We start from the raw sequence: 19659 nt of genomic DNA on the forward strand, positions 1-19659 counted from the left end.
AAACAAAAGAATAATGGATGTTTCTTTTCTTGAATATGCAATAATAGAACTTACTCAGGTCTGTAATCTGCGATGCTTACATTGTTATAACCATTGGAAATCAGGAAAAAGTACGGCAAAGGTTTCGGCTCATTCTTACAGGAAGACATTCAACTTGCTCGATTATTTGTTGCAACATACTAATGTCAAAAATATTGTTTTCACAGGCGGGGAACCGACCTTGGCTGATCGTTTCAGTGAACTTGTTTTACATGCTAAACTGAATGATAGGAAAGTAACCCTAATAACAAATGGGAATGGCCCTGAAAAGATATATAACCAATTGGTATCTCTACATATAGACCAGTGCGAGATATCTATTCATGCCTCAAACCCAACTATACATGACAGGATAACCGGCATATCCGGTTCGTGGGATAATGCAATAGCAACCCTACGGTTAATGCTGGCTAACAAAATAGCAGTGACCCTGATTATCGTCGTTACTTCTATCAACTGGGCTTACGTTGCTAAAACTATCCGTTTCTTTTATGAAATGGGTATCCGTCATATGATGGTAAACCGTTACAATGTCGGTGGAGAAGGCCTTAAACATATTCATTTATCGACAACAAAAGATGAACTACAACAGGTGTTTTCCGAGATCGATCAATTGGCGGAAAAGCATTCTATTCGGATCGTATCGGGGGTTTGTACCCCTCATTGCTTACTCAATCCGGAAGATTACCCTCATATTGGCTTCGGTTCATGTTCAGGAAATGTATACCAACGCCCTCTCACATTCGATCCGGACGGGAACCTGAGAATGTGCAACCACTCTCCAGTTATTGCAGGTAATATTTATCAGCAGTCGTTTGAAGAAATCTTCAGTTCCGATTATGTGAATGAATGGGACTGTTTAGACGAAATCGATCATTGTAGTAAATGCCCGCTTCTATCAGCCTGTAAAGGAGGATGCAGAGCTGCCTCCGAACAGATGGGATCGACTCTTAAAAATGCAGATCCAATCATTGAAGCACTTGGATTAAAATATATTTAATTATATTCGTAAATAATTTAATACTTAAATACCATGAAACACTTCATCACAACCGTATGCCTCTTGATTTGTATAACAACCAGCAGCCTCTCTGCACAAACAAACGTAAATCGGCTAGACAGCATTATCCCCACCCGAGGTCTGGCAATAGCTGCACCTTCCGTACAGAAGATGGATCTTTTCCTGAAATTTATAGAAGAAGAACTGGCTCCCGGACATTTCAATCTGCTTATTCTGCGGGTAGACTGGAATTACGATTACCAATCGCATCCGGAATTAAGTGATCCCAACCCACTTACGCTTCAGGATGTAAAACGTATTGTCACCACCTGCCGGAAACATAACATACGGATAGCTCCACAGATAAACCTGCTCGGTCATCAGTCATGGGCAGAAACAACTTATGCCCTGCTTCGGGTGTATCCGGAATTTGATGAAACGCCTCATGTAGACACTAAGAACTATACAGGATGGCCTAATCCGGATGGTTTATACTGCAAAAGTTATTGTCCGCTCCATCCCGATGTACATAAAATTGTATTTGCCCTGGTCGACGAACTGACAGACGCTTTCGAAACCAATCTGTTTCATGCCGGCATGGATGAAGTTTTCTATATCGGCGATGATAAATGCCCTCGTTGCAGCGGTCGGGATAAAGCCGAATTATATGCAGGAGAAGTGACTAAAATACAAAATCATCTGGCACTGCAAGGCAAGCGGTTAATGATTTGGGGCGACCGGCTGATCGATGGAAAAACGACCGGTATCGGTGCCTGGGAAGCCAGCATGAATAACACCTACCGTGCAATAGACCTTATCCCCAAAGAGGTTTTCATATGCGATTGGCATTACGAGCGTCCGGAACAGACTGCCGTATATTTTGCCATGAAGGGATTCGACGTAGCCACCTGCCCCTGGCGTAAACCGGAAGTTGCCCTCAAACAACTGGACGACATGAAACGTTTCCGTCAGCAATCCGGCCCTCAAATGAGTAACCGTTTCCAGGGTATTATCGAAACCGTATGGTCAGGTGCCGATCGTTTTCTGGAAAGTTATTATAAGCCGGAAACATACCAACAGGATATATCGGAAGCTGTTGTGATCAAAAAATTGATCGAGGCTTATAAAGAAATGGATAATAAATAGATTTCCTGATAAAGTACAGGAATTAATAAACAGTAAGGCCGGACTTATTAAAAAGCCCGGCCTCTTTTTATTATATTACAATCGATTTATAATAGATCGGACGCTAATTCCGATAACTGGCTTCGTTCGCCTTTGATTAGATTGATATGGGCAAACAACTCCTGCCCTTTCATCTTATCCACCATATAGGCCAGACCATTACTCTGGGCATCCAGATACGGTGAGTCGATCTGCTGAATATCACCGGTAAAGACCATTTTCGTTCCTTCTCCGGCACGGGTAATGATCGTCTTGATCTCGTGCGGTGTCAGGTTCTGTGCTTCATCGATGATACAGAATGTTTCTGACAAACTACGACCGCGGATAAAAGCCAAAGCCTCGATAACCAACTGATTATTCTTCTGCAGATCATCTATCTTACGAACATCCTGGCTTCCCGGAGCAAACTGGTTCTTAATTACATTCAGGTTATCGAACAAAGGCTGCATATAAGGAGCCACTTTCTGCTTCTCGTCACCCGGCAGGAATCCGATATCCTTATTCGCCAATGCAACGATCGGACGAGCCAATAAAATCTGTTTGTATAACCCAGCCTGTTTAAGGGCGGCAGCCAAGGCCAGCAAGGTCTTTCCGGTTCCGGCTTTACCTGTCAGTCCAACCAGCTTAACATCCGGATCATTCAATATTTCAAAGGCGAAACTCTGCTCCGCATTACGGGGTTGTATCCCATAATTCGAACTCTTTTCCACCTTCTTTATCTTTCCTGTAAATGGATTATAACGAGCTAAAACAGAAGCACGTATACTCTTTAATATAAAGCATTCGTTCGGCTCCAGTTTCGACTTAAATTCAAACAGATCCGCATCGAGTCCTTCGGGTGTCGAATATATCTTGTCGATCAGGTCAGGATCAATATTTTCATAGGTATCCTGTGCCCGTTCAAAGATATCGACATTGACCACTTTGTCGGTGATATAGTCTTCCACCTGAATACCCAAAGCACGGGCTTTCATACGAAGATTGACATCCTTCGTTACCAGGATAGTCTGTACTTTCGGATTCTTTTCCGCAACGGAAAGTGTACAGGATAAAATCCGGTGGTCCGGTGTCTTTTCCGGGAAAGACAATGCAATCTTTTCCTGATACTTATCGCCGGTTACCACATGTAATGTTCCTAAACCTGCTCCTAACGAAGCACCCTTCAGGAAGAGATCATTACTGGTTATCAGATCCAACTCGCGTACAAATTCACGGGCGTTATAATTAATCTGGTCGCTCCCCTTTTTAAACTTATCCAACTCTTCCAACACGACGATAGGAAGATAGATATCATTCTCCTGAAAATTTTCGATACACTTGTAGTCATGCAAGATAACGTTCGTATCCAATACAAAATTCTTCTTTGCTCCCATGATCATTTCGATTTAATGATTATCGCTTCTAAGTTAAAAACATTTTTGAGACTTATTTAGTTTAAAAGGTAAAATAAAGTTGAAAGACCAATTTATTCCGTATTCAGGCGAATTGCATAATTCTAATTTAAATCTTGTATGTATATTTGCCGTACAATGATTTTTTACAAACAATAAAATCTAACACTTATGATCTTTAGTACTAAAAAACTCAAACTCGTATCTCTGTTTCTATTAACAGCGGCTTGCTCATTCGGGCAAAGTAACACGTCCGCATTATTGCCTTTGCCCAATCACATCGAACAGGTTACAGGCAAGAAAAATTTCACTATCACTCCGCAGACAACCGTAAAAACAAATTTACCGAAACAGGCATTTTGTTTATTCGAGTTGCAGCGTATATTAAGGAATAGAGTTGGCCAACCTGCGATTATGGGAGGTTTTACCGCCAGTGGAAACTCCCTGATCGAATTATCGACAGACCCCAGAATAAAAGGGAAAGAACATTATATTCTCGATATATCAGAGAATAAAGTCTCCATCAAAGGAGCCACACAAGATGCTCTCTTCTACGGATTAAAGACGTTGGACCAAATATTATTGGGAGATGTTTGTAACACGGCAAATAAACAGATCGCCCCCATTCGTATCGACGACGAACCTCGTTTCGGCTACCGTGCTCTTATGCTCGATCCGGCCCGTCACTTCCTTCCTGTCGAAGATGTAAAATTCTACATCGATCAGATGGCTAAATACAAATATAATGTACTGCAACTTCACCTGACGGATGATCAGGGTTGGCGGGTCGAAATAAAAAAGCATCCGGGATTGACTGAAACCGGTGCCTTCCGTAATCCCCAAACCGGACCTAACGGACCGGATAACGGCTATTATACCCAGCAACAACTGAAAGACCTCATCCAATATGCAGCCGACAGGAACGTGGAAATCATCCCGGAACTGGATATACCTGGACATACGGTTGCCGTATTGGCTACTTATCCGGAACTCGGCTGTACCCATACCGATACGATTCAAAAAATCATGGGTAAGACGGTCGACCTGATGCTTTGTGCCAATAACGACAAGGTATATACCGTATACGACGATGTCATCAAAGAGATAGCCGAACTTTTCCCTTCCTCCAAAATACACCTGGGAGGCGACGAAGCCGTTATCGAAAAGAACTGGACGAAATGCGACCGTTGCCAGTCATTAATGAAGCAATTAGGCTATACCAAGGAATCGCAGTTGATGAATTATTTCTTCGATAAGATACTGGCCTCTGTCCGCAAATACGGAAAAGAACCGGTTTTATGGTGCGAGTTGGACAATATCCGTATGCCGGCCAATGAATATCTGTTTGACTATCCCAAAGATGCCACACTGATAACCTGGCGTGCCGGACTTACTCCTAAATGTATTGAACTGACAGCCAAACACGGCAACTCGCTAATCATGGCTCCGGGTGAATACACCTACCTTGATTATCCTCAGTTCAAAGGCGACCTTCCGGAATTTAATAACTGGGGAATGCCTGTTACCACGCTGGAAACCTGTTATCAGTTCGATCCGGGTTACGGACTTCCGGCAGCACAACAGGCACATATCCTGGGTATCTCCGGCACATTATGGGGAGAAGCGATAAAAGATATCAACCGGGTAACCTATATGACTTATCCGCGCGGGCTGGCTTTGGCAGAAGCCGGATGGACGCAAATGGAGTATCGTAACTGGGATTCGTTCAAAGAAAGGATGTATCCGAATTTGATGAATCTGATGAAACTAGGCGTATCGATCAGGATTCCTTTTGAGATCGTACCCCGATAAGGCTGAAATATAACTCTTTCTGAACCTGATCGATCTGTTCCAACCGCACTGTTACCAAGTCTCCCAAAACAAATTTCCGTTTGGTACGGCGGCCGGTCAGGTTCAACTGTTCTTCATTATAATCGAAATATTCGTCTCCCAAGCTACGGACAGGAATCAGTCCCCCACATTTTAGATCGATCAACTCCACATATAATCCCCAAGACTTTACATTCACGACAATACCGGGAAATACTTCTCCCTCCTTTCCTTTCATATGCTCAATCTGCATATAGTTAACCGAATCCCGTTCGGCACTGGCTATAATCACTTCTTTTTCAGAACAATGCCTACAAGCTGCTTCATATTTAGCTCGTCTCACATAAGCTCCTCCGGCCAGGTAATGTGCGAGCAAGCGATGTACCAGCATATCCGGATAACGCCGGATGGGAGAAGTAAAATGTGAATAACAATCCAAAGCCAATCCATAATGACCGGTATTGCAGGTAGAATATTTAGCCTTGTGCATGTGGCGAATAGACAATAACTCCAAAGCACCTCGAAGAGAGTCATCGGTTATATTTTCCAACAAGTGGTTCAAATTTCGCGAATCTTTCAGCTGTTTCTTATTTATTTCCGGCAAATAATAATAAATCAGATCGCATAGTTTATCTAACTTTTCTTTCTTAGGAGAAGAGTGAACGCGATAGATAAAAGGTCTCTTTCGCTTGCCTTCCTTCGGCATATAAGTAACCAATTTGGCCACACTTTGATTGGCCAACAACATAAATTCTTCGATCAACTTATGAGAGTCCAACCGGGCTTGACCATGGTTAAAGCAGACAGCTCCCTGCTCAAAACGTTTTTTGCGTAACAACCGGGCCATTTGGTTTAATGCTATTATTTCATCTTTGTAATCGCCGTTACCAATTTCCAATATGCATTGAACCTCTTCATAAGAGAAACGGCGGTTGCTCCTGATCACAGTCCGACAAACATCCATATTACTGATACGAGCCCTATTATCCAACTCAAAAATGACGGAGAAACAGAGCTTATCCGCGTCCGGCTGTAGAGAACAAATCTGATTGCATAAACGCTCCGGTAACATCGGGACCGTTTGATTTGGCATATAGATAGACATTCCACGGGATGCAGCTTCCCGGTCTATCGCACTTCCTGGTTTTACGTAATAAGTAACGTCTGCAATGTGCACCCCGACTTCCCAATTCCCATTGTCCAGACGGCGTGCAGAGAGTGCATCATCAAAATCTTTAGCCTCTGCCGGATCGATTGTAAATGTTTTTATTCCCCTAAAATCTCTTCGGTTGATTATTTCATTCTCGGAGATTGCGGAAGAAATCCTATCCACCCTCTTTGCGATATGAGGCGGATATTGATAAGGCAAACCGTATTCTAACAGTATGGCTTTCATTTCTGCTTGGATTTCCCCAGCCTTTCCCAACACTTCGAGAATCTCACCGGAAGGATTGTCTTGATCTTCATTCCATGAAATGATACGGACAAGTACCTTGTCGCCATCTCTCCCGCCATGAAGTCTGTTTGACCGAATAAAAACATTATTTTCCAATGTTTTACTTTCTGTAATCAAAAAAGCCAGTCCCTTCGTTATGCATAATGTTCCTGTCAGCCGTTGTTCCTTTCTGTGAAGTATTTCAATCACTTCACCTTCAGGTGAAGGACCTGTTCGCTTCGTCAGCAGCCTGATCTTCACCAAGTCGCCATCCAATGCCCGAAAGGAACAATGAAGGCTGACAGCAATACGGGGTGTACTATCATCCGGAAGGAAATAGTTATTTCCATTGCGACGACGAATAAACCGTCCGGATAAAATGATTCCCTTATCATTGTAACGGTAACGTCCGCGATTTATCTCTGTAATGAAATTTTCATCTGCCAGATCATAAAGAATTTCTACGACTTGCAACATTTCCTCGGGTTTTACAATACCGATTTGTTTGCTTATCTGTTTATAATTAAATAGTTTATGAGGAGACCGAGTAAATATTAGAGCCATAACATGCTGTAATATATATCTTTTCTTCATCTAATATTTTCGTGTAATTAACATTTATAATCAATACACAAAATTAAATGAATATTATCGATATTCGCCTAGTATCCTACAAATATTTAACAACAGAGAGACCATCAATCAAAGGATTACACTACTTCTCTCCTTCTAAAACAAGCAGATATATGCGATTTTTATTTACCGAATCGGGATGTATCTACCTTATCATGCTTTTTACTTTTATAACCACCGAACTTCCATATAAAGGAAACCGTCACACAACGTGTATCGTCAATCTTCGTCAAGCGACTATATTGGTTTGCCTGATTAATCTCTACCTTTTTCGGAAGATTGCTTCGGAAGATATTATCGCACTTCAAGAGAACCGTCGCTTTATCATTAGCGAACTGCCATTTCAAACCGGCTGAAACATTATATACGTAACCCAGGTCGTAGATACCCTGCACTGCTCCTGTTATATAATAACCATTCAAATCCAGCTTCAGGTTCGGACGTGATTTGGAAAGCGTGAACGTATTATTCAGAAAGAATTGTCCCAGATATTTACTGTTATCAAAAGAAATATCATTGAAATGATCCAGTTTCTGACGCATCCTGATTCCTTGTGCCGTAAACTGGCTATTCATGAACTCACCGATACGGAACGGAATAACAGCCCCTATTCCTGCCGTTAAATTATAATCCATATTTTCATAACGGAACACATTTTTCAGTTCCGTAGAACTTTGATACGGCAACTGGGCAAAGTAATCCGGTTCGTACTGCGCGAAAACCATAAAGGTATACTTCTGTTTCAGGATATAGAGGAATTGCCCTTCATACGAACGATAAGGCTTCAGAGCCGGATTACCCATCACGACAGAATAAGAATTTAGGGGTGTTATCTGCGGTGTTATTTCCCAATAAGAAGGATAGGTTTTGTTGCTGTTCACGTTTAACTGCAAAATATGTTGCGGTGTAAAAACATAACTCAAAGAAGCGTTCGGAAAAAATGTCCAGTCATTCCAAAGAGTCGATTTACTCCCGTTAGAGTTATAATCCGACCTGAAATACTCTCCTTTCAATGAAGCGGTTGCCGAAAAATGCTCTCCGAAATCCTTGGACACTTCCGCAAAGAGATTGCCCGTATATTCCTTTTGCGTATTATTTTCCAATAAATCCGGATCTGGTTCATACCCATTACCTTTATTATATAGATAATCGATATAAGTTTTCGAGGAAGTGTAGCCACCGTGGACACCGTAGTTCAGTGTCCATCCGGTGGCAAAAGTGTGTGTATGATTGGCAAATAGTGCCCATTGTGAAATATTCTGCCTGGAATTATTCTGCATATCCGTCAACGTTTCCTGTCCGCGGTTTTCCAAAAAGTTCTGGAAAGACGGAGATTTATAGCGTGTAAAATCCATTCCGGCAGTGATACCCGTATGACCGTCATATTGCACACGGATATTATGTAAAGTTATTTTATCCTCTCCGGTAGTCCGGCTGAAACGTTGGTCACTTGTCTCTGCATCCTGCAGTACAGAAAAAGAAGTTTCTGCTACACGATTCTTTTTTATATTATTGCCACCCAGAGTATATGCAGCAGATAACTTATCTTCATTCTTCAATTTATAGTCTACGCCTAACCGCATATCTCCGCTGTTTATACGGCCATTGCCACGGCCTGACTGATAAATTTCCGTCACACTATTCTCCAGGGTATGTCTTGCCATAATATTTTCCCCTTCAAAATATCGTCCTTTCTCTCCGTTTACCAAAAAATCGACAGTCAGGTTAGATGTAGAATATAAGAGATTCGCATGTGCCTTACCTGTTGCAAAATGTTTCTGCAGATAATCAACACCGGCTTCACCCTGTAAAGCCGTTTCTTCTGTCGACCCCTTATCTAATATAACGTTAATAACAGCTCCTTTAATATTGTATTTTGCAGGGGCATTATACATAACCTCTACATTTTTTACCCGCGAAGAAGGAATACTCTTCAACATCGTGATCAACTGGTCCAGCGACATCGTCGTTAACTGTCCATTCAGGATAATTCTCGGAGCCCCTGCCCCCAACAATTGAATCTCGTCTGCACCGCCGATAATACCGGGTAATTGTTTTACAGCATCGAAAGCATTACTCACTGATTTATCTTTCATCAGTTGCGGAACATCGTATTTCAATGCGCCATTCTCCACTTTGACCTTCGGACGTTCGGCTTTTACCACCACTCCGCCCAGTTCATAATCTTTAGCTGTCAGACGAATCGTTCCGGCATCCGCCTGTGAAATCTCTTGCTGGAAAGGTTCGTATAAGAGATGTTGAAAGAGAAGCCGGTAAGCCGGATCAGCTGTCCGGTTCAGGTTAAACTGTCCGAGACTATCGGTCACCACAGCATCCACATAAACGGAATCCAATGTCTGAAGTACGACAGCTACGCCATCTATCGGAACATTATCCATATCGGTTACCTTTCCGTGAATCATATTTTGAGCGATCAACATCCCATTACCGGTAACCAGCAAAAACATCATGTAGTAAAGTATTCGTTTCATATCCATCGATTTTATTTGTTTCTCATTGCAAAGGAAAGGAGTTACAATGAGAAACTGTGTTACCGTTGGCTTATGAAGTGTTATTTAGTCTTACCGCCGATTAGAAAACAAAACGAGAATTGATTATAAAATAATTCCAAGAATACTTTTTTGATATTTAATTTATATCTTTGAGACTATTAATAACATAGCGCCTTAGATTAAAAGCTACAAAAAGCAATCACACAGTTAAGATGCGCTACATAAATATAATCTGTAATGGGAAGTAGCGATAAAATCTCCAAGAATTTCAACGGCACTGTTCATTTGGAATATTTGCCATGTATCAATTATGCAATGATACATAACCATGTACCAGCATTCAGTTTTTGTGAATTGATAAATAATGACGAGATAGATTGGAACGAGGTAAAGATCTCCATAAGCGGAGAACTCATCAAATATTCCGATTGTGTTTTTGATATCGTGCCACAGGGACAAAATATACAAATCGTTTCACTCGAAATATCTCCCGAAGTTGAAAGATTAATCGAACTTACGGAAGGAATAGATACTACTTTTAACCTGATCATCTCAACTGGTGGCGAAGTCCTTTATCAACAGGCTTACCCCATCCAATTAATGGCGTACGACCAATGGCCCGGCGCCAGCATCATGCCTGAACTCCTGGCCTCTTTTGTAACCCCTAACCATCCGTTGCTATCGAGGGTTAGCGTAAACGCGTCACGGTTCCTTGAAGAATGGACCGGCAATTCCGCATTAGACGAATACCAGACACAAGACCCAAATCGTGTACGTGTATAGCATTTGATGATGCGGTCTTATTAGCGCAGAATGAGCTGAAGGACGAGAACAGATTTGATTTATTCATAGACGTCTACCGTTGTCGGTTGAATAAAATCAGACACTCCCCCAACGCATTGAAAATAATGGAAAATGGCAAGTAAAAAATGAAGGCATTGAACATGAAAATGCCACAAAAAAGGTAAACAGCCTGGACCGATTCGAGATAAAGTTGGATACTGCCAAACAAGAAACTACCAAACAAATTATCTGGGAACGAAAATTATTAGATTTTTCCTTACGAAATAATCTGATCAATGTGAAGTTGGGCAAAAGAGTAATACCGTTTATTTCTTTTGAGATCGACCATTTGGAAGACCGATTGCAGGCCGGAGAGAATTATCAGATACACCCCTGCCCCATTAAAGGAAAATTAGAGCCGAGAGATACCGGCATGTATGATTCCTCACTACTGAAAAACGAACTTGAGGAGTTGGTGATCAGTGAGCTGAAAAACAAAAGAATCTGTTCTTACCTAACCGAGAGCGAGCTCCAGAACGCACTGAAGTTTGTGTACAGGACGTCCCGTACAGCGATAGAGGAAAATGGGGCAAATTCATTATTTCTGGTACTGGGCATTCTCTAATGGTATGAGACCCCCAAAAGTATAAAGCCTCGTTTCGCTCCTATTTTATTGTTACCGATTGATATTATACGACGAGGAGGTACAAATGGATATGTAATTCGAACCAGGGACGAAGAGATCATATTGAATATCACCTTGGTAGAGTTATTAAAACAACAATTCGACATCAATCTTTCCGGACTTAATCCACTACCCAAGGATGACAGTGGAGTAGATGTAAAAAAGATATTTGCCGCAATTCGTACCTGTATCCGCAATCAAAAACGCTGGGACGTGGTGGAAGAATCCATGATCGGACTGTTCTCATTCAACAAGTTCGTTATGTGGAATGACATCCATACCAATGCTGACAAGTTGAAGGAGAACCTTATTCTAGCCAGTCTGATGGAGAATCGTATTAAATGGCAGGATACTAGCCAAGAAGTTGACGCAAGGGAAATTGACAAATATATAGAACCTTCCGGTTTTGCGATTCCAATTGATGTGGACTCTTCCCAACTGGAAGCAGTTATCGAATCGGGAGAAGGAAAGAGCTTTATCCTGCACGGGCCTCCAGGAACCGGAAAGTCCCAGACTATCACCAATATGATAGCTAATGCTTTATACAAAGGGAAACGTGTTTTATTTGTCGCAGAAAAAATGGCAGCACTCTCAGTCGTCCAGAACCGATTAGCCAAGATCGGCTTGGAGCCATTCTGCCTGGAACTACATTCCAATAAAGTAACTAAAACTCATTTCCTTGCACAGCTTCAGAAAGCGATCGAGGTTGTACATATCCAGTCTCCTTATGAATTCGAGAATATTTCCCAGCAATTATTTGAACGTAGGAGGAAATTAATCGATTATATGGAGGCCTTGCATAACCCTCATGCATACGGTTATTCCCTTTTTGACTGTATTACGAATTATTTATCCATTCAGGGTGATGAGTTAGTAATCGATTCTACCCTATTGGATTCCATTACGAAAGACGAGCTTACGGTCCTTACAGAAAAAATAAAAGAGCTCGATACAATCTTTCAGATAATAGGACAGCCGGAAACACATCCGCTAAAAGGATTGGAACCATATGATATTTCACTTGAGAGTAACCAAAAGTTAGAGAATAGCATCAGCCGTCTTATGGAGCTACTTCCGATAATATCCACCGGAAGAACTTTTTTCTCTGACAATTGGAATTTCGTAATCCCTGACAGCTGGGAGGGGATTGAGTTAATGGCCCAGATGAGCAGCAGACTGGTCGCTATCCCCTATCTGAACAAAAGCTTACTGGAACTGGGAGGCAAAGAGGAACTGATTGGGGAATGGCAGGAGATCATTAGCTCCGGACAAGAACGTGACAGAATATTGGCAGAACTTTCCAAAGATTACGCGCCGGAAATTTTGGAAGAAAACGTGTTTACCCTCCAACAAGAATGGAAAGCCATCGAAATGAAATGGTTCCTCCCTAAATACTTTGCCAAACGCTCTTACCTAAAAAAGTTGAGATTTTATAGCCCCAGCCTGCAAGAGACAAAGATCCCGAATCTCCTCGATCAACTTGGGACCTATCAAAAACAGAATAAGATCGTCCAAGAACATTCATCGGAACTACAATCTCTTTTTGGCCATTTGGGGAGACGTAATAAAGAGAAATGGGATGAGATTACCTCTATTTTATCGGCTATCCCAGGTGTTTATCAGAATTTATTAGAATACGCACGGCTCACCCAAAGAAGCTTACCTGAGACACTTAACCGTTTTTCCGATAAAATGGGTGATGACTGGAACCTATTCTTACAGTCCAACAAAAATTTACTGAACCAGTTGATACAAACATCCGATCAAATGAATCAGGTTATCCATGATTTGAGAAGATTATGTAATATCGAATTGCCGGAAAGCAACCTTGAAGCGCAACTTCCAATACTGCTAAAAAATTGGAAGGAGCACCTGAATATGACTAAAGATTGGTATCAATGGTGCATCCGGAAAAGAGAACTTGAAGCACGAGGTTTATCCATGGTTACGAATTATATCCTAAACGAGCATAAGAACGGTACCGAAGCCTCTAATACACTTCTTAAAGGTATCTATCATAAACTCGCCTTAAAAACTGTTGACGCTGACAAGACCTTACGCCTATTCAATGGATTGCTTTTTGAGGAGATAATTACCAAATACAAACAACTAACCTACGAGTTTCAAAAATTAAGCAAAAAAGAGCTATATAGCAGATTGGCCTCACGCATACCTTCATTAACTATGGAAGCGACTTCCAATTCTGAGGTTGGCATTTTGAAACGAAATATATCCAACGGAGGACGCGGCACATCGATCCGTAAGCTCATAGACCAAATACCGACATTACTTCCGAAGCTATGCCCATGTATGTTAATGAGCCCGATATCTGTAGCCCAATACATTGATTTAAGCGCTGAGAAATTCGATCTTGTGATTTTCGATGAAGCCTCACAAATGCCCACCAATGAGGCTGTTGGAGCAATAGCACGAGGCAAAGCACTGGTTGTCGTCGGAGACCCTAAGCAGATGCCACCAACGAGTTTCTTCTCTTCTACTCAAGTGAATGAGGAAGATGCCGCATTCGATGACATGGAAAGTATCCTGGATGACTGCATATAGCTTTCCATACCATCACGTTATCTGACATGGCACTATCGTAGTAAACACGAAAGTCTTATCGCTTTTAGTAATGCCCAGTATTACGGGGCTAAATTATATACTTTTCCTTCTGTTGACGACCGGATATCCAAAGTCCGCCTGTTTAGGGTCGACGGCTCATATGACAAAGGGCGCACACGCAGTAACCGTGCGGAAAGCGAAGCTATAGTAAATGAAATACTTCGCCGTCTAAGAACACCGGAACTTTCCGGAAAAAGTATAGGTGTTGTTTCTTTCAGCCAGGTTCAACAGAACTTGATAGAAGATATGCTCCTCGAAGAATTAAGTAAATATCCGGAACTGGAAGAGAAAGCATACCAATGTGATGAGCCTATTTTCATAAAAAATTTAGAAAACGTACAAGGGGATGAGCGTGATATAATTCTATTCTCTATTGGATATGGTCCGGACAAAAACGGAAATGTATCCATGAACTTTGGTCCTTTAAATAATAAAGGAGGTGAACGACGACTGAATGTGGCTGTATCCCGTGCCCGATATGAGATGATCATTTTCTCTACCCTCAGATCTGATCACAATCTGAATATAACATTCTCTTGTTAACTTTTAATTTTTTAATATGCTTCCACTAAAGTTTTATGTATGTAGTGTTTTTCAATTCACGTATTGTAATTGAACTGTTTATTTTGGCAATACCGTTTATGCGTGTCAGTTTTTCGAATCTGAATTTATCATAGGCATCCAAGTCTTCAAGAACGATTTTGATTAAAAGTTCGTATTCACCCCCAATGGAATAACATTCGACAACTTCTTCCAATTGAACGATTTCATTTACGAAACGGGCGTAGTTCTCATGCTCATGAACCAATAACGCAAGACGGCAAAACACAACTAACGGTTTACCGATTTTGTCTTTATTTACAATAGCAGCATAGTGAGAGATATATCCATCGCTTTCCAAACGCTTTACCCTGTCATATAAAGGGCTTTTGGATAGGTTTAACTCATCTGCCAATACTTTCATGTTCTGTTTGGCATCCTTTTGCAGTGCATTTAATATGATTTTATCCGTTTTGTCCATTTTGTACCGTATTTTTTCCTGTTTATCTTTTTTATTTAGTTAGTTATGCAGGATTATTTCCTGTTTTATACGCAAAAATACAACATCTTCCTCATTTTTCAACATGATACCCAGCATATATATTGAATTTCTTATCTTTGCACAGGAAATAATTCTAGAAGTTAAAAAGATAAGAATATTCAAACTGTACTTGATGAATAATAAGAACCAAGCTTTTTATAATGCGCGTAAACTGGCACTGACTAAAGCATTTCCGGTAATGCTCGGTATAGCTTTCCTCGGTGTCGGATATGGGGTATATATGCGTTCCTGCGGGTTCGGCATAATATGGCCTGTCTGCATGGCAGCTACTATATTTGCCGGTTCGATGGAGTTTGTTACTGTTAGCTTATTGCTTAGTACGTTCAATCCCGGTTATGCCCTGCTTTTAACGTTGATAGTGAACGGAAGACATTTGTTCTATGGAATATCCATGTTGGAAAAGTATAGCGACATGGGGAAAAAGAAAATATGGGCTGTTTCCGGACTGATAGATGAAGCGTTTTCACTCAACTATATGACAGATGTCCCTCCTGGAACAGACCGGAATTGGTTCATGCTCTTTGTTTCGGTCTATCTTTATGTGTCATGGATAGGAGGAACTATTATTGGTGCGATTTCTGCCAGTGAAGCCATTGCAAGCACTAAGGGAGTAGGTTTTGTCATGACAGCCCTGTTTATCGTGATATTCATCAGCCAGTGGCAAAAAGAACAAACGCACGGCAGTTCTATATTAGGACTATTAGTTGCAGGCGCGTGCCTAATGCTTTTCGGCAAGGCATATTTCATGCTTCCTACGATCTTGATTATCACTGTAATTTTTATGGTTCGTTGGCTGACTACAAAAGATAAGGAGAAACTGACATGACGGTTACGGAACAAATTATCACCATACTTATTGTGGCACTCACCACACAGTTAACCCGTTGGATTCCATTCTGGATCTTCAGGTCTAGCGCACACACTCCCCAGTATGTAAACTACTTGGGCAGGGTATTACCTCCTGCCATATTTGGTATGTTGGTGATCTATTGCTACAAGGATACGGATTTTCTATCACCTTCATACGGCATCCCGGAAATAGTATCGGGAATCTGTGTGGTAGTTATTCAAATGCTTTTTAAAAACATGGCTTGTTCTATTTTGTTAGGGACAGGGTTATATATTCTTCTTGTGAACTGAAATATAGCTATGGTGACTGCCTTCTCCCGAATATGGGAGAAGGCGATGAAGCAGCTCAATATATTCGTCTGTTATGGCATAGATTCCCTATTTCAACCTCTTACCATCCGAAAAAGCATTACCTACCTTTTTACCCACTTCCAGGTAATCGTTATTGAACGGGTCGAATATAATGGGAGACACTTTGGATACATCCACTTTACCGTTTTCGTCGAGAACGCGCTCATCTACGCTTACGTTTATTATTTCACCTCGCAAAATACAGGTCTCTGGGTTATAGTCCTTCAATTTACATTCCAGCACTACAGACAATTCGTCAATCAACGGTGCATCCACAAACTCCGAACGAGTAGCATGAAAACCTGCACGGGCGAATTTATCCGAAACTCTATTACCGGAAACAATACCCACGTAATCACAGGCAACCACCTGCCCGACTTCTGCCATACTCACGGTAAAAGCTTTACGCTTCAGGATATTTGCTGTCGTTTTATGTCCCTCACTGATACAAATACTAATTTCATGCATCTCGCTGATACCACCCCAAGCGGCATTCATAACATTGGGAGTTCCATCTTCATCATAAGCAGCGATAATAAACACCGGCTGCGGATAAGTAAAGGGCTTTGACCCAAAATTCTTTCTCATAATAATTTATTTTTTAGTCCACTTCTTAATATCTTCCTTTGTCGCACCATTCAAAAGTCGGCCCTTCTGCCATTTCAGATCAGGATAGGTTTCCTGCAGCTCTTTTTCTGCATTAGAAATACTGCTGCTACCCGATGTTGCAAACGGGATAATCGTCTTGCCTGCAAAATTATTGCTCTCAATAAAAGTATTGATGATTCTCGGAGCAGAATTCCACCAAATAGGGAAACCTATATAAACGGTATCGTAATCTGCAAAATTCTCAGGTTTGGAATTCAATGCAGGACGTGATTTGGCATCTGACATCTCTACACTGCTACGCGAGGATTTGTCATGCCAATCCAGGTCAGCAGCGACATATTCTTTTTCAGGTTGTATTTCGTAGAGCGTTCCACCTGTAACTTCTACAATCAACTTAGCAGCTTTCTCCGTTGTTCCTGTTGCCGAAAAATAAGCGACCAATGTCTTATCACTCTGCGTCTGTGCATTTATGGGGATACATAACATCATGATCACTACTATAATCATACCTTTAACTTTCCTTGTTGTCATATGTAATTCTTATTTTTATTGTTATGACACAAAATTACAGAATAGTATCCAATATAAAAGTATATAAATCACTGATTATCTAACCCAAATTACTGGTAAATTTAAATGCATGAACCCCATAGCGGCATCACTATAGAGTTTCATTAAATGTCATTCATCCGGCTCACTTACATGAGCCGTTTCTTTTTAGCAATATCTCTTATTGAAATTTCTTATCCTCTTCGAGGAGTTCCTGGCTACATTGCTCCACAGTCAAAGGGGTAAAGAGTTCTATAAGATTTTCTTCGGGATCGCGCAGGTACAGGGTACGCATTCCCCAATCGGGCATATCCGTAGGTTCACTGATAAACGTCACGCCTTTTGCCTTTAGGGTGGCAAAGGTTTCGTCTACGTTATCTACACTGAAAGAGACCATTGATTTTTCGCGCATCGCTACGGGCTGCTGTTTATCGGCATTGCCTACCGATGGAGCCATCCAGTCGGATACAAAAAGGGCAAATCCTTCTATTCCTTCGGCTACTTTAAAACTGGCATATCCGCTATTTTCATCTCCCCAGGCTGGTTCTAATCCAAGCTGTTCGGTGTAGAATCTAAAGCATTTAGCGAAGTCTTTTACTAATAATCTTACATTACTGAATTTCATTGTTTTCTGATTAATGGTTTGTAATTAGATTCTTATAATCAAGATACAAATATAGTCAATTAGACGAATTACTGATCGTAAACCGCCAGCAACAAGCACACGACAGATCTGTTACATCCGGGAAACAGCTAACCATTTCTGTAACGATTCTTTCATCGATTGCGCTGGCGAAACCGGCATGTTCGATAAAACCGACCGGCGCACAAGGGTGATAAGGCATTCCTTTATCTTTTCGGGCTGATTGTACCCTGCAAACATTCACCCGGTAGATCAGGGATTCGCCCTCCCTGAAAAGATCCACAGAAGGATTTGCCAAAGCTGAAAATCGAATAGCTAACGCTTTCTCTAGCCCGTCGAGCCCCGGCTTTTCGGGAAGGTTCAGAAAGTTCTTAATTCTTAAGGCCTCGGTACGGGTAAACCTCGTCCACGCTTGCTTATCATGCAACATAGCGTCATCCATTCCACATTCCGCTTCCACGGACTGAAACCACACTCCGTCAAGAGCATAAATATTCCTGGCATATATTCTTACCAAATCTTTTAATTCCTCTTTTGTCAATAGGTCAAGCTGATCTGTCATATTCTTCAAATTAAAATAGCTACTACTATATTTTTTTACCGGTCACAGTGATAGAATATATCCCTACATTCCCCGCTTTATAGCTGGATATTGTCGATTCATCCAAATGTTCTTCCAATACCTCGTCAGGAATCAGGACTGTTTTTGTCCGTTTGACTTCGATATTTGCAAATGCCGCCTTTTCAATCTCAGCTAAATAATCTTCCCGTTGAATTGCACTGGCAATACAACCGGCATACATGGAAGCATTGTCCGTAAACTCTTTTGGAAATACGCCGTTCAAAACCACATCCGACACACAAAAATGACCTCCGTGTTTGAGAACACGATGTATTTCTTTAAAAATCTTATTCTTTTCAGGAAGAAGATTCAAGACGCAATTACTCACGACCACATCTATTGAATTATCAGCCAGTGGGATATCTTCTATATCTCCTTCGATAAACTCCACATTCGTATACCCCCGCTTTATCGCATTTTTACGGGCTTTCTCGATCATTTGCGGAGAGAAATCAACCCCGATCACTTTACCGCTTTCACCTGTTTCAGCTCTGGCAATAAAGCAGTCGTTACCAGCTCCCGAACCCAAGTCCAAAACTATATCTCCTTCCTTTATACCGGCATATTGGGTAGGAAGTCCGCACCCTACACCTAAATCGGCATCAGCTTCATATCCCTTCAGCTGGCTGTAATCCTCACTCATAATGGTAAAGACCTTTTTTGAGGGAGCCATGGGTTTTGTACCGCAACAACAACCGGATTTTAATAAATTACTGTTTAGTGCCAGTTGGCTATACTGTTCTTTGACTAATGCTTTTTTCTCTTCGTTCGTTTTCATATATATAATTTTAAACGATCCGTACTTATACGGATTAATG

At 41.3% G+C, this 19659-nt stretch carries 15 protein-coding genes and 2 pseudogenes; 8 read left to right on the forward strand and 9 right to left on the reverse strand.

Annotated features, from left to right (window positions below):
• Positions 1 to 13 precede the first annotated feature (13 nt).
• Positions 14 to 1039, forward strand: coding sequence for a radical SAM/SPASM domain-containing protein (locus tag DXD68_RS01745; RefSeq protein ID WP_122360027.1), 1026 nt, complete (start codon positions 14 to 16; stop codon positions 1037 to 1039).
• Between the two features lie 33 nt (positions 1040 to 1072).
• Positions 1073 to 2185, forward strand: coding sequence for a family 20 glycosylhydrolase (locus tag DXD68_RS01750; protein ID WP_122360028.1), 1113 nt, complete (start codon positions 1073 to 1075; stop codon positions 2183 to 2185).
• A gap of 86 nt (positions 2186 to 2271) precedes the next feature.
• On the opposite strand, the gene DXD68_RS01755 is transcribed toward DXD68_RS01750, so the two are convergent.
• Complete coding sequence (locus DXD68_RS01755; RefSeq protein WP_075559996.1) at positions 2272 to 3597, reverse strand: PhoH family protein; 1326 nt, start codon at positions 3595 to 3597, stop codon at positions 2272 to 2274.
• Between the two features lie 189 nt (positions 3598 to 3786).
• Between DXD68_RS01755 and DXD68_RS01760 the strand changes: the two genes are divergently transcribed.
• Positions 3787 to 5427: a beta-N-acetylhexosaminidase gene (locus DXD68_RS01760; RefSeq protein WP_122360029.1), complete on the forward strand. Its 1641-nt coding sequence runs from the start codon at positions 3787 to 3789 to the stop codon at positions 5425 to 5427.
• Here the strand turns inward: DXD68_RS01760 and rnr are convergent.
• Together rnr and DXD68_RS01770 are read right to left on the reverse strand one after the other, a co-directional pair.
• Positions 5396 to 7474, reverse strand: coding sequence for a ribonuclease R (rnr, locus tag DXD68_RS01765; RefSeq protein WP_122360030.1), 2079 nt, complete (start codon positions 7472 to 7474; stop codon positions 5396 to 5398). The two genes, DXD68_RS01760 and rnr, sit on opposite strands and share 32 nt — an antisense overlap.
• 161 nt (positions 7475 to 7635) lie before the next feature.
• Entirely contained in the window at positions 7636 to 10005 is a 2370-nt protein-coding gene (locus DXD68_RS01770; protein ID WP_122360494.1) for an outer membrane beta-barrel family protein, read from the reverse strand.
• A 258-nt stretch (positions 10006 to 10263) separates the two neighbouring features.
• On the opposite strand from DXD68_RS01770, the gene DXD68_RS24695 reads away from it, so the two are divergent.
• The 3 genes and pseudogenes from DXD68_RS24695 to DXD68_RS24705 all read left to right on the forward strand — a co-directional run bounded on the left by DXD68_RS24695 (position 10264) and on the right by DXD68_RS24705 (position 14659).
• Positions 10264 to 10809 (forward strand): hypothetical protein, encoded by a 546-nt coding sequence (locus DXD68_RS24695; RefSeq protein WP_317127500.1) that lies wholly within the window; start codon positions 10264 to 10266, stop codon positions 10807 to 10809.
• A 298-nt stretch (positions 10810 to 11107) separates the two neighbouring features.
• A pseudogene (locus DXD68_RS24700) lies at positions 11108 to 11524 on the forward strand (DUF4011 domain-containing protein); the annotation flags it as partial.
• Between the two features lie 294 nt (positions 11525 to 11818).
• Positions 11819 to 14659, forward strand: a pseudogene (locus DXD68_RS24705) (AAA domain-containing protein).
• 25 nt (positions 14660 to 14684) lie between these two features.
• Here the strand turns inward: DXD68_RS24705 and DXD68_RS01780 are convergent.
• Positions 14685 to 15137, reverse strand: a complete 453-nt coding sequence (locus DXD68_RS01780) for an Lrp/AsnC family transcriptional regulator (protein WP_075559998.1) — start codon at positions 15135 to 15137, stop codon at positions 14685 to 14687.
• A 193-nt stretch (positions 15138 to 15330) separates the two neighbouring features.
• Between DXD68_RS01780 and DXD68_RS01785 the strand changes: the two genes are divergently transcribed.
• Positions 15331 to 16044: an AzlC family ABC transporter permease gene (locus DXD68_RS01785; protein ID WP_233576961.1), complete on the forward strand. Its 714-nt coding sequence runs from the start codon at positions 15331 to 15333 to the stop codon at positions 16042 to 16044.
• Positions 16041 to 16358 carry a branched-chain amino acid transporter permease gene (locus tag DXD68_RS01790; RefSeq protein WP_122360031.1) on the forward strand — a complete coding sequence of 106 codons (318 nt, stop codon included), beginning with the start codon at positions 16041 to 16043 and terminating at the stop codon, positions 16356 to 16358. The genes DXD68_RS01785 and DXD68_RS01790 overlap by 4 nt, the downstream gene beginning before the upstream one ends.
• An 87-nt stretch (positions 16359 to 16445) precedes the next feature.
• Here DXD68_RS01790 and DXD68_RS01795 read toward each other — a convergent pair whose 3' ends face one another.
• The 5 genes from DXD68_RS01795 to arsM form a co-directional block, all read right to left on the reverse strand.
• Positions 16446 to 17006: a flavin reductase family protein gene (locus DXD68_RS01795; protein WP_122360032.1), complete on the reverse strand. Its 561-nt coding sequence runs from the start codon at positions 17004 to 17006 to the stop codon at positions 16446 to 16448.
• A 6-nt stretch (positions 17007 to 17012) separates the two neighbouring features.
• Positions 17013 to 17558 carry a flavodoxin gene (locus tag DXD68_RS01800; protein ID WP_122360033.1) on the reverse strand — a complete coding sequence of 182 codons (546 nt, stop codon included), beginning with the start codon at positions 17556 to 17558 and terminating at the stop codon, positions 17013 to 17015.
• Between the two features lie 199 nt (positions 17559 to 17757).
• On the reverse strand, positions 17758 to 18201 hold the full coding sequence (locus DXD68_RS01805; RefSeq protein ID WP_122360034.1) for a VOC family protein: 444 nt from the start codon (positions 18199 to 18201) through the stop codon (positions 17758 to 17760).
• 55 nt (positions 18202 to 18256) lie between these two features.
• The gene (locus DXD68_RS01810) at positions 18257 to 18781 is read right to left on the reverse strand and encodes a DUF6125 family protein (RefSeq protein ID WP_122360035.1); all 525 of its coding nucleotides are present in this window, start codon (positions 18779 to 18781) and stop codon (positions 18257 to 18259) included.
• A gap of 25 nt (positions 18782 to 18806) precedes the next feature.
• Positions 18807 to 19619 carry an arsenite methyltransferase gene (gene arsM, locus DXD68_RS01815; RefSeq protein ID WP_122360036.1) on the reverse strand — a complete coding sequence of 271 codons (813 nt, stop codon included), beginning with the start codon at positions 19617 to 19619 and terminating at the stop codon, positions 18807 to 18809.
• Positions 19620 to 19659 lie beyond the last annotated feature (40 nt).

Source organism: Parabacteroides sp. TM07-1AC (assembly GCF_003480915.1).
GTDB lineage: Bacteria > Bacteroidota > Bacteroidia > Bacteroidales > Tannerellaceae > Parabacteroides > Parabacteroides chongii.

Bases quoted from the DNA above. Each gene is read 5' to 3' on its own strand.
- DXD68_RS01745 (WP_122360027.1), top strand. From the start codon at position 14: ATGGATGTTTCTTTTCTTGAATATGCAATAATAGAACTTACTCAGGTC.
- DXD68_RS01750 (WP_122360028.1), top strand. From the start codon at position 1,073: ATGAAACACTTCATCACAACCGTATGCCTCTTGATTTGTATAACAACC.
- DXD68_RS01755 (WP_075559996.1), bottom strand. From the start codon at position 3,597: ATGGGAGCAAAGAAGAATTTTGTATTGGATACGAACGTTATCTTGCAT.
- DXD68_RS01760 (WP_122360029.1), top strand. From the start codon at position 3,787: ATGATCTTTAGTACTAAAAAACTCAAACTCGTATCTCTGTTTCTATTA.
- rnr (WP_122360030.1), bottom strand. From the start codon at position 7,474: ATGAAGAAAAGATATATATTACAGCATGTTATGGCTCTAATATTTACT.
- DXD68_RS01770 (WP_122360494.1), bottom strand. From the start codon at position 10,005: ATGAAACGAATACTTTACTACATGATGTTTTTGCTGGTTACCGGTAAT.
- DXD68_RS24695 (WP_317127500.1), top strand. From the start codon at position 10,264: ATGGGAAGTAGCGATAAAATCTCCAAGAATTTCAACGGCACTGTTCAT.
- DXD68_RS01780 (WP_075559998.1), bottom strand. From the start codon at position 15,137: ATGGACAAAACGGATAAAATCATATTAAATGCACTGCAAAAGGATGCC.
- DXD68_RS01785 (WP_233576961.1), top strand. From the start codon at position 15,331: ATGAATAATAAGAACCAAGCTTTTTATAATGCGCGTAAACTGGCACTG.
- DXD68_RS01790 (WP_122360031.1), top strand. From the start codon at position 16,041: ATGACGGTTACGGAACAAATTATCACCATACTTATTGTGGCACTCACC.
- DXD68_RS01795 (WP_122360032.1), bottom strand. From the start codon at position 17,006: ATGAGAAAGAATTTTGGGTCAAAGCCCTTTACTTATCCGCAGCCGGTG.
- DXD68_RS01800 (WP_122360033.1), bottom strand. From the start codon at position 17,558: ATGACAACAAGGAAAGTTAAAGGTATGATTATAGTAGTGATCATGATG.
- DXD68_RS01805 (WP_122360034.1), bottom strand. From the start codon at position 18,201: ATGAAATTCAGTAATGTAAGATTATTAGTAAAAGACTTCGCTAAATGC.
- DXD68_RS01810 (WP_122360035.1), bottom strand. From the start codon at position 18,781: ATGACAGATCAGCTTGACCTATTGACAAAAGAGGAATTAAAAGATTTG.
- arsM (WP_122360036.1), bottom strand. From the start codon at position 19,619: ATGAAAACGAACGAAGAGAAAAAAGCATTAGTCAAAGAACAGTATAGC.